Below are 15,469 nucleotides of genomic sequence, written 5' to 3'. Positions count from 1 at the left end.
CGTTCCGGCGGAATATGCCGGTGACGCACGGTAAGGTTGCGCGCAGCATTACCAACGCCGCACACAGACCGGGGCCGGTGCCCGATTTTTCGTCAGAACGGGGTTTTCCGGAACGATGTTCCGCAAGGGCAGGCGCGGGGCTCAGACCAGCCCCTGCTCCACCAGCTTGCTTTCGGTCTCATCGGCGCTGGCGAAGCGGCCATAGGCGCCGACCTCGATGCCTTCCTGCAGGATCCTGGCCGGGTTGCCGGCGACCACGCAGCGCGGCGGCACCGATTTGGTCACCACCGAGCCCGCGCCGACCACGCAATTGTCGCCGATCTCGACCCCGGGCAGGATCAGGCTGCGGCCGCCGATGAAGCAGTTCTCGCCGATGCGGGTGTGCAGGTACAGCCCGCGGGTGCGGTCATGGCACAGCAGGCGGCTTTCGAAGGCGACATAGGAATTCTTCCCCACATGCACCCCTTTGGGATAGGTGCGGTCGAACTTGGCCGACAGCGAAAACTGCGCCGAGGGATGAATGTCCATGCCCCAGACGCGGGTATAGTACCAGCGGTAGGCCTCGACGATCAGGTGCCGCACCCCGGCCAGCCGGTTCAGCCCGGTGCGCCGGGCCTTCTTGTAGTCCCCCTGGGGGGCGGTACGCACATCACTCATCCTCAGAACCTCTTTTCATGTCACACCCGTTTCGGGCCGGGCGACGGCGGCGGGTGGTGCGCCGGACAGTAGCGAGCCGCGCGGTTTTCTGTCCAGAGCCGGACCGCGCCATATTACCGCTGCGTGTCCTGCGCCTGCCCCGTCGCGTCAGCGCTCACAGTCTGATAGGCAATGCCCCGTATCTGGTTATCTTTGCGTGAAGGAACGAGTGTTCATGAAGGTCGTCATTTTCGGGCTGGGCTATGTGGGGTTCACCGCCGCCTGCTGCATCGCCAGCGAAGGGCACGAGGTTACAGGCATCGATGTCAGCCTGAAGAAGGTGCAGGCCATCCGCAACGGCATCCCGCCGATCCTGGAGCCGGGCGTCGAAGAGATGCTCAAGGACGGGCTGGCCAAGGGCCGGATCACCGCCGATACCGGCATCAACGGCCATCTGGATGACGCCGACCTGGCCATCGTCTGCGTCGGCACCCCCTCGGCGGCGGACGGCTCGCACAACATGGGGTTCATCGCCGATGTCTCGCATCAGATCGCCCAGGCGCTGGATCCGGGCCGCGCCAGGCCGCTGACCGTCGCCTACCGTTCGACCATCCGCCCCGGCTCGGTCGAGGAGTTGATCCACCCGATCTTCAAGGCGGTGCTGGGCGAGAAGACCGATGCGGCGGTGGCACTGGTCTACAACCCCGAATTCCTGCGCGAAAGCTCGGCGGTGAAGGATTACTTCGAACCGCCCAAGATCGTCATCGGCACCGCCGACGGCCAGCCCAACCCGCAGATGGAAGAGCTGAACCGCAACATCACCGCGCCGACCTTCCAGGTCGGCTACCGCGAGGCCGAGTTCACCAAGTTCGTGGACAACACCTGGCACGCGGTGAAGGTGGCCTATGCCAACGAGATCGGCCGGGTCTGCCTGAACCTCGGGATCAAGGCCTCCACGGTGCACGAGATCTTCAAATCCGACACCAAGCTGAACATCTCGGCCTATTACACCCGTCCGGGCGGCGCCTTCGGCGGCTCCTGCCTGCCCAAGGACGTGCGCGCCCTGCAATATATCGGCGTCGACAGCGGCTCGAACATGCCGCTGGTGGAAAGCCTGATCCGCTCGAACGAGGCCCACAAGCATCGCATGTACGAATACGCGGTGGAGGGGCTGGAACCGGGCGCCAGGGTGCTGCTGGCGGGTCTGGCGTTCAAGGCCGGCACCGACGATCTGCGCGAAAGCCCCAATGTCGACCTGGCGCGCAAGCTGCTGGCCTCGGGGTTCGACCTGGATATCTATGATCCGGGCGTCGATTCCGAAAAGCTGATGGGAACGAATCTGGGCTATGCCTTCTCGAAGCTGCCCAGAATCGAGGCATTGCTGGTGGACAAGCCCACCGCAGAGGGTACAGCCTATGCGCGTGTGATCGGCACCAATGCTACGGTGCAGGATCTGGATCTGCCCGAAGCAACGGACCTGCGCGACCTGGGCCGTTTGCCCTGAGCAGCCTGAACCCGGGGGGCGATCAGTGACGGAATGGAGTGTGTGATGGACGGTCAGTTTACCGAAATGCCCCGGATGGAAGCCGTCCGGGTCGACAAGCCCCTGGCAGGACGCAAGGTCCTGATCATCGTGGAAAACCTGCCCCTGCCCTTCGACCGCCGGGTCTGGCACGAATGCCGGACCCTGACGGCGGCGGGCGCGCAGGTCTGCGTGATCTGTCCCACCGGCAAGGGCTATGAAGCCCGGTATGAGGAACTGGACGGCGTCCATATCTACCGCCACAAGCTGCCGCTGGATGCCAAGGGCGCCTCGGGCTACCTGCTGGAATACGGCGCCGCGCTGTTCCACGAAACCCGGCTGGCGTGGAAGATCCTGCGCAAGCACGGCTTCGACACGCTGCAGGGCTGCAACCCGCCGGACCTGATCTTCCTGGTGGCCTGGCCGTTCAAGCTGCTGGGCAAGAAGTACATCTTCGACCATCACGACATCAATCCCGAGCTCTATGAAGCCAAGTTCAACAAGCGCGGCTTCTTCTGGAAGCTGATGGTGCTGTTCGAGAAGCTGAACTTCTGGTCCGCCGGCGTGGTGATCTCGACCAACCAGTCCTACCGCCAGATCGCGATGGAGCGCGGCGGCAAGAAATCCGAAGACATCTTCGTGGTCCGCTCGGGCCCCGACCTGAACCGGCTGCATGTGATGCCGCCCAACCCGGCCTGGAAGAACGGCCGCGCCGCCATGGTCGGCTATGTCGGCGTGATGGGCGACCAGGAGGGCATCGACCTGCTGCTGGAAGCGGCGCGCGAGATCGTCTTCGACCGCGGCCGCGACGTGCAATTCGTGCTGGTGGGCGGCGGCCCGGCGCTGGAGGACCTCAAGGCGCTGGCGCAGAAGCTGGGGCTGGCCGACCATGTGACCTTCACCGGCCGCGCCCCGGATGCGGAACTGTTCGAGGTGCTGTCGTCCGCCGATGTCTGCGTGAACCCGGACCGGGTGAACCCGATGAACGACAAATCGACCATGAACAAGATCCTCGAATACATGGCGTTTTCCAAACCCATCGTGCAGTTCGAGGTGACCGAGGGCCGCTACAGCGCGCAGGACGCCTCGCTCTATGCCGCGCCCAACGACACCACCGACATGGCCGACAAGATCCTGTCGCTGATCGACGATCCCGAGCGCGCCGCCGAAATGGGCCGCATCGGCCGCGACCGGGTCGAGACGGAACTGAGCTGGGACTACCAGGTCGACACGCTGATCGCCGCCTACCAGCGCGCCGCCAGCCGCTGAGGGTGCAAGGGGGCGCTGCCCCCTCCGGGCCTGCCGGCCCGTTCACCCCCGGAGTATTTGGGACAAGAAAAAGAATGAGCGCCGTCTCGGAAACGGGGCGGCAGATCAGAAAAGGCGCCAGTGGCGCGTTTTCCCGCCGAACGGGGATCGATTGAGGCGCGAACGGGCGGAGCCCTGGCCGATCGGCGAAGACGGATGTTTCGCGCGCGAAACATCGGCATGCGGGGGAAATGCCCGGCACTCTCTCTTTGGCGAAAATACGCCCGCCGGAGGTGTCAGCCCTGGCCGCCCTCCGCCGCCCGGATCGCCTGGCGCAGCCGGTCCAGCAGCGCGTCATCCACGCCGGGACCGCTGAGGGTCAGGGTGATCTTCTGACCCTTGCGGTCCGAGGCAAAGCGCAGCCCGTCGCGCAGCACCTCGCCGGAGTGTTTCGCGCGCGAAACATCCGTCTTCGGCGGTTGCGCCAGTTTCTCCAGCAGCGCCAGTTCGGCGGCCGCATTGGCCGGGCGCGCCCGGGTCAGGGCGGCGCGGATGGCGTTGCGGTCGCCCAGCCGCAGGCGCGACACCAGCGCCAGCCCCAGCCGTTCGGGGATCTCGGCGGGATAGTTCAGCAGATCGCCAAGCGCCTCGTGAATGTCGATGAAGCTGCCGATCTTCGACCGCTTGGCCCGGCTGGCGGTGGCAAACAGGCAACGCAGGGCTGCCGACTGGTCCGGGAACACCCCGCGCGCGGCGGCCTCGGCCACCACGCGGGCGCGTTCGTAATAGCTCAGCCCGACCCGGATCTCGTTTTCCTCGACCATGGCGACATAGCTGTCGGCGGCCTCTTCCGGCGGGCGGATCAGGGCGCGCAGGGTGGAGTACCGCGCCTCGCCGGTGTCTTCGTACAGCTCGCTCAGCGCCCGCAGGCGGCGCCAGCCCGAAATCAGGCCGAAGCGATAGGGCGGCGTGGCCTCGCCGGCCGCGGGCTCGGGCAGCGGCGTGATCTCGGCCGGGGTGCGCTGGCCATGGGCGGCGATCGAGGCCTTCAGCGCCGCGATCTCATCCCCGTCCAGGCTGATCCGGTCCCGCACCAGATGGCCCTGGGCGATGTCGGCCAGCGGCACCTCGACGATCATCCGGCCCTCGTCGCGGGCGGCCTGCAGGCTTTCGGTGATCTCGCGCAGGGCGGCGGCCTCGGCGGATTGGCCCGAGACCTGGGCGATGGGGGCCACGGCACGCGGCGTGGCCGCGGGGGCCGGCGCGGGGCGGCTCTGGGCCGGGGCAAGATAGCCGGGCTGGGCGGGGGTCAGGCGACGGCGGGCCATTTACGCGGCTCCTCTTCTGGGGCGGGGGTCAGGATGGCGCAGGGAAGGTGAAGACATCCCTGCCCCACCGTCCGTTGCCTGGGACGCTCCGGCCAGCTCATCCCGCCTCCAGGCGCCGATCAGCAGCCGCTTGAAGGCGGCATAGGTCTCGTCGAAGGTCTCGCGCCCGCGCATGTAGGTCTCGCGGTTGAAGTCGCGGTAATCGGCCTCGTAGATGCCGTTCACCTGCTCGCCGGCCTGCCCCACCAGCGCGGTGAAATCCTGCCGGTAAGGCGACATGTAGGGGGTGATATAGGCCTGCATCAAGTTGGCCATCTCCATCTGCTGGGCCGCATCGAAACGCGTCACCACCGCCCGCACCGCGTCCCATTCGAAGCGCAGCTCGGGCGTGCCAAGGGCCCGGGCGGCCAGGTTCTCGCCCTCCTCGATGGAACTGAAGGTGGCGTGCAGCATGTCGAAGAACCGCCCCGTGCTGTCGAACTCCAGAAACGACGCTCCCAGCGGCACCAGCAGGATGTCCGAGGCCGCCAGCGCGTTGATCGTCAGATACCCCAGCGCCGGGGGGGTATCGAGGATCACCACGTCATAGGCCTCCAGCATGCCGTCGGTCTCCAGCCGGTTCAGCAGCGCGTCCCACAGCTTCCAGCCCTTCAGCCCCATGCGCCAGACCGGCACCTGGAACTCGGCCCAATAGAGGTTCAGCTGCGCCCCGATCAGGTCGATGTTCGGCCAATGGGTCTTCTGCGCCAGATCGCGGGCCGAAACCTTCAGCGCCTCGGCCAGCAGATCGTCCAGCGGCAGCGGCGCCTCGCCCCGGCCCATGCGGGCGCGGTTCTCGGCCTGCAGGCTTTCGGCGTAATCGCGCGCCAGCAGCGGGAAGACCGTCTGCCATTCATCCGCCACCTGGCCGCCGAAGATCGAGGTCATCGAGCCCTGGCTGTCCAGGTCCAGCACCAGCACCCGGTAGCCGTCCAGCGCCGCCGACATCGCCAGATGCGCCGCCGTCGAGGTCTTGCCGACACCGCCCTTGAAGTTGGCCACCGCCACCACCTTGGCCGGCAGCCCCTTGGGCCGGTAGGGCAGGTATTCCTTGGTCTTGGAGCCTTCGGCGGCGAAATGGGCGCGCAGGCGCAGCACCTCGTCGAGGGTGAACCACTTGGCCCCGCCCTCGGTTTCCGAGGCGCCCTGGGGCAGATGCGGGTTGGCCTTCAGCACCCGGCGGAAATGCGGGGTGGCGACGGGGATCAGATACTTGGTGATTTCCCAGGTCGAGAACCGCCGCAGCCGCTTCGCGCCATCCGGGTTCAGCCCCCGCGACATCAGGTCGGCGCGTCCGCGCGAGGCCATTTCGGCGGCCTCGGCAAAGCCGGTGGTGTCCACGGGATCGCCCAGATCGGCCAGCGCCGCATCCGGAGAGATGTTGAAATACGGCGGATCCGCCGGGGTACTGCTCATGGAATGTCCTGCTCGACATGCGTTGTTTTCGCCAGACTACCATAAAACCCGGCATATCAAAGGAAAATGCGCATCCCATATGGTTTTCTATGAAAAATCAGAGGCTTGCCATCAGGTGCCCGAGCGGCCTTTGGGGCGCGGGTGCCGCAGGGTCTGTTAGAATATGTGTTAGATATCTGTTACGGCATCCTGTGGATTTCGCCAAGCTTCTGAGATCAAAGGACGATTCCACCCTTTTTCAGGCCGTAGCGACTCTGGAACCACGAAAGACCGACTCTGAACCCCCGATCCGCCGACTCCAGACCCCCGAAGATCCGCGCCCCTTCCGCTTGAGCCGCCCCGGGGGTCTTTCTACTCTGGGCGTAAATAAAACGACGAATCCGTCACGAGCAGTAAAACGATGTCCAGACCCGCCCCGCCCCCGTCCCGGGGGCCGGCTTCCGTATCCGAAGAACCCGGCCCCGCGCCGACCGCCGCCTTCGGCCCGCCCCCGGCGCCGGCCCTGGGGGATTTCTTCGTGTGCGATATCGTGGCCGCCATCCCCAAGGATGACATGGCGACGATGGAGCACCCGGTGTTCTCGCTGTCGACGCGCCCCGACCGGCGGGTGCTGGGCTATGAGCACAAGGGCATCTCGGTGCAGATCACCCCCTCGGTGAAAGGGCTGGCCACGATCCACGACAAGGACGTGCTGATCTATTGCATCAGCCAGCTGGTGGCGGCGCTGAACGCCGGCCGGCCCACGGCGCGGACGCTGGAGCTGACCGCCCACGACCTGCTGCTGGCCACCAACCGCGAGACCTCGGGCGACAGCTACCGCCGCCTGCGCGACGCCTTCGAGCGACTGTCGGGCACCCGCATCATCACCAACATCCCCACCGCCGAGATCACCACCACCGCCGGCTTCGGCCTGCTGGAAAGCTGGGAGATCGTGCGCCGCACCCGCACGGGGCGGATGGTCTCGGTCTCGGTGACGCTGTCGGACTGGCTCTATCGCGCGGTGCTGTCGAAATCGGTGCTGACCCTCAGCCGCGACTACTTCACCCTGCGCAAGCCGCTGGAGCGGCGGGTCTACGAGCTGGCCCGCAAGCATTGCGGGCGGCAGCCGCGCTGGCAGATCTCCATGGCGGTGCTCTGCGCCAAATCGGGCTCGGCCTCGCCGCTGCGGGTGTTCCGCAAGATGATCCGCGACATGGCCGCCGCCGACCTGCTGCCCGACTACAGCCTGGAGGTGATCGAGGGCGACCTGGTGCGCATCACCCCGCGCGCCGCCGTCATCGACCCCGGCGACGGCCCGGCGCTGCCCGCCGAGGCGCTGGAGGAAGCCCGCGCCGTGGCGCCGGGCTGGGATGTCTACGCGCTGGAGGCCGACTGGCGCCGCTACTGGGTGACCACCGGCCGCCCCCGCCTGCGCAGCCCGGCGCGCGCCTTCGTGGCCTATTGCGCGAAACGCGCATCGAAATAAGCAGATCGCGAAACGCGCATCGAAATAGGCTAAATGCGAAACGCGCCTCTGGTTCAGGTTGTTCCCTGTCTGTAGGGCCTCCGCCTCTGGCCGCTTCGGGAGCCTCCGGCGGGAGTATTTGTTCCAAGAAAAAGGCTTGCATGCCGAGAATGCGACTTGGGCGTCTTTCGGTCGCGCACGGGATGTTTCGCGCGCGAAACATCTGACCTGCGCGCCCCTCGGAGCCTTGTCTTTTCCGTCTCACCATTTGCGAGGCGGCTGGGGCTCCGCCCGTTCGCGCCTCAATCGATCCCCGTTCGGCGGGAAAACGCGCCACTGGCGCCTTTTCTGATCCACCTCACCATTTGCAAGGCGGCGCTCATTCTTTTTCTTGTCCCAAATACTCCGGGGGTGAACGGGCCGGCAGGCCCGGAGGGGGCAGCGCCCCCTTGCGCCCCTCGCAAGCCCTCGCTACCCCGAAGGCAGGCAAGACGAAGAGGCAGGCAGATGGCGCGTATTCTGGTGACCGGCGGCGGCGGGTATATTGGCAGCCACGCCTGCAAGGCGCTGGTGGCGGCGGGGCATGAGCCCGTCACCTTCGACAATTTCCACACCGGCTGGCACGACGCGGTGCAATTCGGCCCGAAGATCGCGGGCGACCTGCGCGACAGCAAAGCCATCGAGGCCGCCCTGAGCGACGTAAAGCCCGAGGCGGTTCTGCATTTCGCAGCCCTGATCGAGGTCGGCGCCTCGGTGCGCGATCCGGCGGGCTATTGGGACAACAACTTCCGTTCGGCCAAGGCGCTGTTCGACGCCATGGTGGCCACGGACACCCGCAAGCTGGTGTTTTCCTCGACCTGTGCGGTCAATGGCGATCTGGACGGGGTGGAGATCGACGAGACCTCGCCGCTGAACCCGATGTCGCCCTATGGTGCCACCAAGGCCGCGGTCGAGATGATGCTGGCGGGCTATGTGAAGGCCTATGGTCTGCGCGCCCTGACCTTCCGGTACTTCAACGTGGCCGGGGCCGACCCGGCGGCACAAGTGGGCGAGCATCACCAGCCCGAGACCCATCTGATCCCGCTGGTGATCCAGGCCATCCGCGGCAGCCGCAGCGCGCTGAAGGTCTTCGGCGACGACTACCCGACCCGTGACGGCACCTGCGTGCGCGACTATGTGCATGTGCTGGACCTGGTGAACGCCCATGTGGCGGCCATCGATTACCTGGACCGCGACACCCGCGTGCCGCTGCTGTGCCTGGGCACCGGGCGCGGCATGACCGTGCGCGAGATCATCGAGGCGGCGGAAGCGGTCACCGGCGAAAAAGTGCCCCATGACATCGCCCCGCGCCGTCCGGGCGACCCGGCCAGCCTGGTCTGCGGCTCGCATCTGGCGCGCGCCGAACTGGGCTGGGCGCCGGTGCATTCGACGCCCGAGCAGATGATCGGCGATGCCTGGCGATGGCACCAGAGAGCAGGATACACGACATGACACGACGCGCCCTGATCACCGGTTCGGCCGGTTTCATCGGCTCCCACCTGTGCGAGCGGCTGCTGGCGGCGGGCTGGCAGGTCACCGGCTATGACGCCCTGAGCGACTATTACGACGTCGCCCTCAAGGAGGCCCGCCATGCCCGGCTGGCCCGGCACCCCGGCTTCACCCCGATCATCGGGCGGCTGGAGGACATGGGCGCGCTGGAACGCGCCGGCGCCCAGGCCCGGCCCGAGGTGATCGTCCATCTCGCCGCCCAGGCGGGCGTGCGCTATTCCATCGAGAACCCGCGCGCCTATCTGGAGACCAACATCACCGGCAGCTTCAACGTCATGGCGCTGGCGCTGGAACACAAGGTCGATCACCTGCTGATGGCCTCGACCAGCTCGGTCTATGGCGCCAACACCAAGATGCCCTATGCCGAGACCGACAAGGTCGACACCCAGATGTCCTTCTATGCGGCCACCAAGAAGGCCGATGAGGCGATGGCCCATGCCTGGGCGCATATCCACGGGCTGCCGATCACCCTGTTTCGGTTCTTCACCGTCTATGGCCCCTGGGGCCGGCCCGACATGGCCTATTTCAAGTTCACCAGGTCGATCCTGAACGGCGACCCCATCGACGTCTACAACAACGGCGAGATGTGGCGCGACTTCACCTATGTGGAAGACCTGGTGCGCGGCATCGAGTTGCTGATCGACGCCAAACCGGTGCGCCCCGCCGCCCCCGAGGACATCGCGCCGGGCGACAGCCTGAGCCCGGTGGCACCCTGGCGGGTGGTCAACATCGGCAATTCCGAACAGGTCCGGCTGATGGATTTCATCGGCGCGCTGGAAGACGCGCTGGGACAGAAGGCCATCTGCAACTTCATGGAGATGCAGCCCGGCGACGTGCCCGCCACCTGGGCCGAGGCCAGCCTGCTGAAACGGCTGACCGGCTATGCGCCGAAGACCGACATGCGCGAGGGCATGCAGCGTTTCGTGGACTGGTACCGGGACTACTACAAGGTCTGAGGCGGGCCGGGCAGGGGCCGCCTTGCGGTGACGCGCAACGCCCGGGCAATCCCGTTGGCAAGCCTCTCGGGCTGATCGACACTTGCCCAATGGCTGGCGCCGTCGAGAACGATCCGATCCATCGGGTTCTCCGCAAGCCATCCGAGGGTGGTTTGCGGGCAGTTTTCGGGATTGTAGAGATAGATCGCCTGTGCGGCGTCCTGCAAAACCGCGCCGGGCACATGCTGGGCCGAGAAACGCCGGGCGTCAGCGCCAAGCTGCCAGAGTGCCACCGGATCGGCGTCTGAAACGGCCTGCCGGTACCGGCGCATGATCGGGTCCGTCGTCGACATCTGGTCCAGCCGATCGAGAAACGCTGTCCGGAATGATGCCGGATCCTCATGGTCGGCGGCGGTTCCCGAGAAATAGGCATCTTCTGCCGTGAGATTTCCCTCCAGCGACAGGATGGTCGTGAGCGGGCAGCCGGGTTTCGCGGCGGCCAGCGACGCGATGATCGACGCAACCGAATGGGCCAGGATGATTTTGGCCCCATGTTCTGTCGCCTGGTCGGCCACAAACCGGGCAAGGGCGTCCAGGGTGGTTTCCCCCCGGAGCGGTGGCGCCCCGAATCCGGGAAGGTTGACGGGCCGCAGGCGATAGTCCCTGGCGATAGGGGTGTCTGCCAGACCTTCGAACATGCGCGCGTTGTCGCCGAAGCCCGCAATGCAGAGAACGGTGGCGCGCGTGTCCACGGCCTGATCCGGTCGTTCCGATGCTGCGTCAACCATCCCGTTCTCCTGGCGTTCCGTGGGCGGAGTCTAGGGCAAGGCGGCAGCTTCAAACAAGTTGGGCCCCCGCGGACCCGGGGCCGGGGGAAATAAAGCTTGCTTGCTGTGGCGCAAGGCCCTACGAGGGCGGGGTTACGTTATCTCTATCGACGAATCTGCTCCTTACGGCTCAGTGTCCCGATCTAGCACTGACATAGCCGACCTGCCGCATGTCGCGGGCAGGAAACAAGGAGAACTACGATGGCCAAAGGCACCGTAAAATGGTTCAATTCCACCAAAGGTTTCGGATTTATCGCCCCTGAAGATGGCGGCCGCGATATCTTCGTGCACATCTCTGCAGTTGAGCGCGCCGGCCTGACCGGCCTGAATGACGACCAGAAGGTCACCTTCGATGTCGAAGCTGGCCGCGACGGTCGCGAAAGCGCCGCCAACCTCGCGCTGGTGTAAGGCTGTGCCCCTGAGGGGGTGAAGCTGACAGTTTTGAGCGGGCGTATCGGAAACGATGCGCCCGCTTTTGCATTCCGGTGCGGTGGACAGGGCGGTCTCGACGGGCGCCATGTAACGGAAGCCCTTGAGCGGTCTGGAGCCAAGGCCTTGCCGCCGGAGGGGGGCTGCGACGCGCTGATCTGTTCGTAGGCATCTCTGATCAAGGGAGGCTGTGGTTTCATCGGGGCACTGCCAAGGCTGCCATTCCCTGCAAAGATGTATGAAAGTCCACTCGGCTGGGTCAATCAGCTACTCCTCGGACGCGCCCCGATTGTTTCGCTCAATAAGCCAACCGCGTCGGATTCAGCCCATTTCGATGGTGATACGAACCTGGCTCGACTCGATGCCAAGTTCCTGGGCTACCAAGTCTCGATGTTTATCCAGGATCTGACCAAAGGTACGGGTGACTGAAGGTTGGGATCCCGGCCCCGGCCTTTGTTCCTGTTCCAGTGCTGGCGCGGAAGATGCCTCATCGCCCCGTCGAATTTCTTGCGCGGTTTCAAAAGGCACGTCCGGCATGGTTTCCCATGTTCCGATTTCGATCTGACCCAGCACGTCATCCGCATTCATGTATGTCACAGGGTTGCGGTATCCGGGCCAGTCGAAAGTATCACTGGTATCAGCGAACTCGTCGAACTGGATGAGGTACCGTCCGTCGTCGTCCTGTTTCAGATCTCGGATTGTGGCGATCATAAAGGATTGACCGTGGCGGCTTGGGTCGCCTGGTCGCCGTTTGTCATGGGCGTTGTGTACCAACAGAACATGTTTTGCACTTCGCGCCTTCGCCGCCGCGATCTTCCACCAGGCTGTTCCACCAAGGGCGATCACGTCGTCTCGTGTCTTGCTGGTCAGAATAACAATAACCGTGCTCATAGTTCATACCTTCCTTCTAGTGTTGTAGGTAATATATGGGTAAAAACTATATAGCTTTCAAGGCTATTTATATAAATTTTTATATAAATTTCCCGTTGGAGCAGTCGCTCACTTCGCCTTGGCGAAAGGGCGCTCTGGCTTTCAGCAGGCCTTGGGGTGGTGGAAGTCATCACGCTGAATGTTGCCCCGATCCACAACGCACCCCTTGCTGTTTCGCGCGCGAAACAGCCCTGTCGGTCAGGCCAGCAGCAGGTCGCCGGCTTCCGGCGGCAGGGCGTCCAGATCGGCGAGGATCAGCTGGTCGATCTCCACCGCCTGGGCCGCATCGCTCCAGCGGTTGCCCATGTGCCAGCCGCGCTCCCGCGCGGTGCTGGCGGCGAGGTCGAAGTCGATGCCGGTTTCGGCCAGCACAAGCAGCCCGTCCAGATGCGCCGTCAGCAGGTCGGCGCGGGCGTCAAGCTCCAGCGTCAGGCGATGCGGGCCGTCGGCCTTCAGGCCGGCCAGCTGCCCGCTGGTGACCGAGGCGGTGCCGCCCTCGGCGGTGCTGGCGGTGAGCTTCAGCCGGTCGCCCACCAGTTCCGCCTCGAAGCGCCGGTGGCTGGACAGCAGGGTGCTGCGCTCGGTGGCGTCCAGGTCCACCTGGAACAGGATCTCGGCGGCCAGATGCTGGCTGTGCAGGTCGCCGGGCAGGCCGGGCAGGTGCAGGGCGCCGCCGGTGCCAAGGCTCAGCTGGCCGTCGCCGTCCTCGCCGGTCAGCCGGGCATCGCCCATCAGGTTGGCCCCCAGCGCCGGGTCGTCCAGAAAGTCGAAACCCTCGGCCATCACCGCCTGCGCCAGCAGCGTGGCACTGTCGATCTCGGGCGGGAACACCGGCGGCACCGGGGCCGGGCTGAGGATCGGGTCGGAATGTTCCACCAGACCGGTCAGCGACAGATGGCGCAGCCCGCCCTGGGCATCCGCGTGCCAGGGTGAGCCCAGCATCAGCCCCTTGCGGGACATCTCGGGCAGCGGGCCTTCCTGCGCCACGGTCTGCTGCAGCACGCCGTCCAGCGTCAGGGTCAGCCCGGCGCCGCCGGCGCTGCCGTCATAGATCAGCGAGATGTCGTGCCAGCCGCCGTCGCCCAGGGGGCTGGCGGTCTGCACCCGCGCGGTATCGCCGGTGGCGGTGGTGAGCTGGGCCTCCAGGGCGCCGCCGGCGGTGACCGAGACCATCAGCACCCCCTTGAGCAGGAACACCACCCCCCGGTCCTGCCCCGGCTCCAGCCACAGGCCGGCGTCGAGCCGGAAGCCGGTGCCGCCGCCCAGCGGCGCCACCGCCGAGGCCGGGGTTTCGATCACCGCCGTGCCCAGGTCCAGCCCGGTGCCGCCGCTGTCCAGCGGCTGCAGCGCCGTCGAGGGCAGCAGCAGCGCCTGCATGGAGCCGTCTTCCAGCATGCTGAGCAGCCCGGTGCCGCTGTCATAGGCCAGCAGCGTGGCATCCACCGGGGTTTCGTCGGCCGGGTCATGGGAGATCGGGCTGACGATCCCCCCGACATAGCCCGGCGACCCCGGCCGCGCGCTTTGCGCCTTCACATTGCCCGAGACCGACCAGTCGGCCTGCCCGGAATAGCCCTTCACGTCGTAGGTGATGTTGTCCGAGATCACCACGTTGGTGGAATGCGGCGCCACCCGGATCCGCGGCTCCCCCGCGCCCTTGGCGGTGTCGGCATCGGGGGCCTCGCTGTAGACCAGGATGTTGTTGCGGATCACCGCCGCATCCACCGCGCCCAGCTTGATCCCCGACACCGTGCCCGAGACGATCACGTTGTTCTCGATCAGGATGTTGCGGTAGAAGATCGCCGGATCCGCATCGCGGTTCGACGCCCGGCTGTTGTCCATATAGATCATCTGGCTGCGGTCGCCGTCGGCGATGTCGAAATAATTGTTGCGGATGACCATGTTGCCGGGCTTGCGGGCGGGATCGTCCTGACCGCTCCAGACCTGGATCATGTCGGCGTGGTCGCCCGACAGCATCGACCGGCGGATCGAGTGGAACTGGTTGTCTTCCACCAGCACGTCGCGGGTGTCGATCAGGTTGAGCGCGTCCGAGCGGATCTCGTGCAGTTCGCTGCGCAGCAGTTGCGCCCCGTCCACCCGGGCCAGATAGATGCCCTTCCAGAAGCCGGTGATCTCGCTGTCCTCGATCACGATGTTCCGGCTGTCGCGGGCGCGCAGGCCGAAGCCGGTGAAATGATCGTCGAAGCTTTCCTTGCCGGTGCCCGAGGCCATGTCGCCGGTCAGCAGCACCCGGCGGAAGGTGAGGTCGCTGCTGTTGCGGACCGACAGCATCTCGGTCTTGAGCGTGTCGCCGTCCCGGAAGGTGTAATCGAAGGTCACATCCTCGAAGGTGATGCCTTGCACGCCCCGCAGCATGCCGCCGGTGAAGCTGGCGCTGCCCGGGCTTTCGGCCCTGAAGGTCAGGTTCGCGGCGGATGGGCCGGTCAGGTTCAGGCGGCCATAGTCGCCCGGCGCCAGCAGGAAGGTTTCCCCGCCCGACGCCTTGGCCAGGGCCGCGTTCAGCGCTTCGGCGCTGTCGACCGCAACGATCGTCGAATTGGACACGTTCAGACACCCCTTGACCGCCGGCCCGTCACAGGACGGATCGGCGCGGTGCCCCCATGGCTGGGCAACCTCGGGGGTGCGGGTGAAGAAAGCCTTAAGCGGGACCGCCGCGGCAGCAGGGGAATATCCCGTATTTTCCGCAGTTTGGACCGGGTCGGTCGCAGCCGCCGGCAGCATGGTCGCCACGGTGAGAAGCGCGCCCAGGGTCGCGCGCAGGGCAGGGGGGATCCAATGGGACATGAGAAAACCTCCGCAGTAGGGCTTCAGTCTAACGCAGCGTGATCGAAGCGCCACGACTATCCAGGAATGGGGGGTGGGGCGGGGCGCGATAAGCGCGGCTTATCGGGGGTGACGGGGCAGGGGCGAAGGGTGCGGGGGTAATGCGCGTTTGCCCGGCTTTCCAACCATAGCATTGTTCAGTGAGCCCAATCGGCTTGCAAAAATCGTCCCATGGGGGCGGGCTGCAATGACGCGCGCATGAGGGCGGGGGCACATGTCTCTCCGAAACTTCCAAAGGGCGCCCCCGGTTGCAAACCCCGGCCCGTGCAGGCCGACCTGTCGGGGAGGCGCGCGTACCCGGGCTGGAGACCGGCCCGTCTGGATCC

Annotated in this window: 12 protein-coding genes; 6 read left to right on the top strand and 6 right to left on the bottom strand. The window is 65.9% G+C overall.

Features of this window, described 5'->3' with window-relative positions; translation table 11 throughout:
* Window positions 1-141: 141 nt before the first annotated feature.
* Window positions 142-657 (bottom strand): acyltransferase, encoded by a 516-nt coding sequence (locus AB0T83_RS15490; protein ID WP_366194125.1) that lies wholly within the window; start codon window positions 655-657, stop codon window positions 142-144.
* A gap of 214 nt (window positions 658-871) precedes the next feature.
* On the opposite strand from AB0T83_RS15490, the gene AB0T83_RS15485 reads away from it, so the two are divergent.
* A complete protein-coding gene (locus AB0T83_RS15485) occupies window positions 872-2,140 on the top strand; it encodes a nucleotide sugar dehydrogenase (RefSeq protein ID WP_366194124.1) in 1,269 nt (422 codons plus the stop codon).
* Between the two features lie 45 nt (window positions 2,141-2,185).
* Window positions 2,186-3,427 carry a glycosyltransferase family 4 protein gene (locus tag AB0T83_RS15480; protein ID WP_366194123.1) on the top strand — a complete coding sequence of 414 codons (1,242 nt, stop codon included), beginning with the start codon at window positions 2,186-2,188 and terminating at the stop codon, window positions 3,425-3,427.
* Window positions 3,428-3,702: 275 nt separating this feature from the next.
* Here AB0T83_RS15480 and AB0T83_RS15475 read toward each other — a convergent pair whose 3' ends face one another.
* A complete protein-coding gene (locus AB0T83_RS15475) occupies window positions 3,703-4,734 on the bottom strand; it encodes a ParB N-terminal domain-containing protein (RefSeq protein ID WP_366194122.1) in 1,032 nt (343 codons plus the stop codon).
* Window positions 4,735-6,189 (bottom strand): AAA family ATPase, encoded by a 1,455-nt coding sequence (locus AB0T83_RS15470; RefSeq protein WP_366194121.1) that lies wholly within the window; start codon window positions 6,187-6,189, stop codon window positions 4,735-4,737.
* A 400-nt stretch (window positions 6,190-6,589) separates the two neighbouring features.
* Between AB0T83_RS15470 and AB0T83_RS15465 the strand changes: the two genes are divergently transcribed.
* The 3 genes from AB0T83_RS15465 (at window position 6,590) to AB0T83_RS15455 (ending at window position 10,137) form a co-directional block, all read left to right on the top strand.
* On the top strand, window positions 6,590-7,654 hold the full coding sequence (locus AB0T83_RS15465) for a replication initiator protein A (RefSeq protein WP_366194120.1): 1,065 nt from the start codon (window positions 6,590-6,592) through the stop codon (window positions 7,652-7,654).
* A gap of 486 nt (window positions 7,655-8,140) precedes the next feature.
* The gene (galE, locus tag AB0T83_RS15460; protein ID WP_366194119.1) at window positions 8,141-9,124 is read left to right on the top strand and encodes a UDP-glucose 4-epimerase GalE; all 984 of its coding nucleotides are present in this window, start codon (window positions 8,141-8,143) and stop codon (window positions 9,122-9,124) included.
* Window positions 9,121-10,137, top strand: coding sequence for an SDR family NAD(P)-dependent oxidoreductase (locus AB0T83_RS15455; protein WP_366194118.1), 1,017 nt, complete (start codon window positions 9,121-9,123; stop codon window positions 10,135-10,137). Before galE ends, AB0T83_RS15455 begins: the two co-directional genes overlap by 4 nt.
* Here the strand turns inward: AB0T83_RS15455 and AB0T83_RS15450 are convergent.
* On the bottom strand, window positions 10,125-10,904 hold the full coding sequence (locus AB0T83_RS15450; protein WP_366194117.1) for an alpha/beta fold hydrolase: 780 nt from the start codon (window positions 10,902-10,904) through the stop codon (window positions 10,125-10,127). The genes AB0T83_RS15455 and AB0T83_RS15450 overlap by 13 nt on opposite strands.
* 240 nt (window positions 10,905-11,144) lie before the next feature.
* Between AB0T83_RS15450 and AB0T83_RS15445 the strand changes: the two genes are divergently transcribed.
* Window positions 11,145-11,351 (top strand): cold-shock protein, encoded by a 207-nt coding sequence (locus AB0T83_RS15445; protein ID WP_366194116.1) that lies wholly within the window; start codon window positions 11,145-11,147, stop codon window positions 11,349-11,351.
* A 342-nt stretch (window positions 11,352-11,693) separates the two neighbouring features.
* Here the strand turns inward: AB0T83_RS15445 and AB0T83_RS15440 are convergent, their stop codons facing one another.
* Window positions 11,694-12,263 (bottom strand): hypothetical protein, encoded by a 570-nt coding sequence (locus tag AB0T83_RS15440; protein WP_366194115.1) that lies wholly within the window; start codon window positions 12,261-12,263, stop codon window positions 11,694-11,696.
* A gap of 237 nt (window positions 12,264-12,500) precedes the next feature.
* Window positions 12,501-15,104, bottom strand: a complete 2,604-nt coding sequence (locus tag AB0T83_RS15435; RefSeq protein WP_366194114.1) for a right-handed parallel beta-helix repeat-containing protein — start codon at window positions 15,102-15,104, stop codon at window positions 12,501-12,503.
* Window positions 15,105-15,469: the final 365 nt, after the last annotated feature.

The organism is Meridianimarinicoccus marinus (assembly GCF_040689105.1).
Classification (GTDB): Bacteria; Pseudomonadota; Alphaproteobacteria; order Rhodobacterales; family Rhodobacteraceae; genus Meridianimarinicoccus; species Meridianimarinicoccus marinus.
This window is presented reverse-complemented; position numbering and strand designations above follow the sequence as displayed.

What these genes read in the sequence shown, in the direction of transcription:
- AB0T83_RS15490 (WP_366194125.1), bottom strand. Translation starts at nt 657, where the DNA reads ATGAGTGATGTGCGTACCGCCCCCCAGGGGGACTACAAGAAGGCCCGG.
- AB0T83_RS15485 (WP_366194124.1), top strand. Translation starts at nt 872, where the DNA reads ATGAAGGTCGTCATTTTCGGGCTGGGCTATGTGGGGTTCACCGCCGCC.
- AB0T83_RS15480 (WP_366194123.1), top strand. Translation starts at nt 2,186, where the DNA reads ATGGACGGTCAGTTTACCGAAATGCCCCGGATGGAAGCCGTCCGGGTC.
- AB0T83_RS15475 (WP_366194122.1), bottom strand. Translation starts at nt 4,734, where the DNA reads ATGGCCCGCCGTCGCCTGACCCCCGCCCAGCCCGGCTATCTTGCCCCG.
- AB0T83_RS15470 (WP_366194121.1), bottom strand. Translation starts at nt 6,189, where the DNA reads ATGAGCAGTACCCCGGCGGATCCGCCGTATTTCAACATCTCTCCGGAT.
- AB0T83_RS15465 (WP_366194120.1), top strand. Translation starts at nt 6,590, where the DNA reads ATGTCCAGACCCGCCCCGCCCCCGTCCCGGGGGCCGGCTTCCGTATCC.
- galE (WP_366194119.1), top strand. Translation starts at nt 8,141, where the DNA reads ATGGCGCGTATTCTGGTGACCGGCGGCGGCGGGTATATTGGCAGCCAC.
- AB0T83_RS15455 (WP_366194118.1), top strand. Translation starts at nt 9,121, where the DNA reads ATGACACGACGCGCCCTGATCACCGGTTCGGCCGGTTTCATCGGCTCC.
- AB0T83_RS15450 (WP_366194117.1), bottom strand. Translation starts at nt 10,904, where the DNA reads ATGGTTGACGCAGCATCGGAACGACCGGATCAGGCCGTGGACACGCGC.
- AB0T83_RS15445 (WP_366194116.1), top strand. Translation starts at nt 11,145, where the DNA reads ATGGCCAAAGGCACCGTAAAATGGTTCAATTCCACCAAAGGTTTCGGA.
- AB0T83_RS15440 (WP_366194115.1), bottom strand. Translation starts at nt 12,263, where the DNA reads ATGAGCACGGTTATTGTTATTCTGACCAGCAAGACACGAGACGACGTG.
- AB0T83_RS15435 (WP_366194114.1), bottom strand. Translation starts at nt 15,104, where the DNA reads ATGTCCCATTGGATCCCCCCTGCCCTGCGCGCGACCCTGGGCGCGCTT.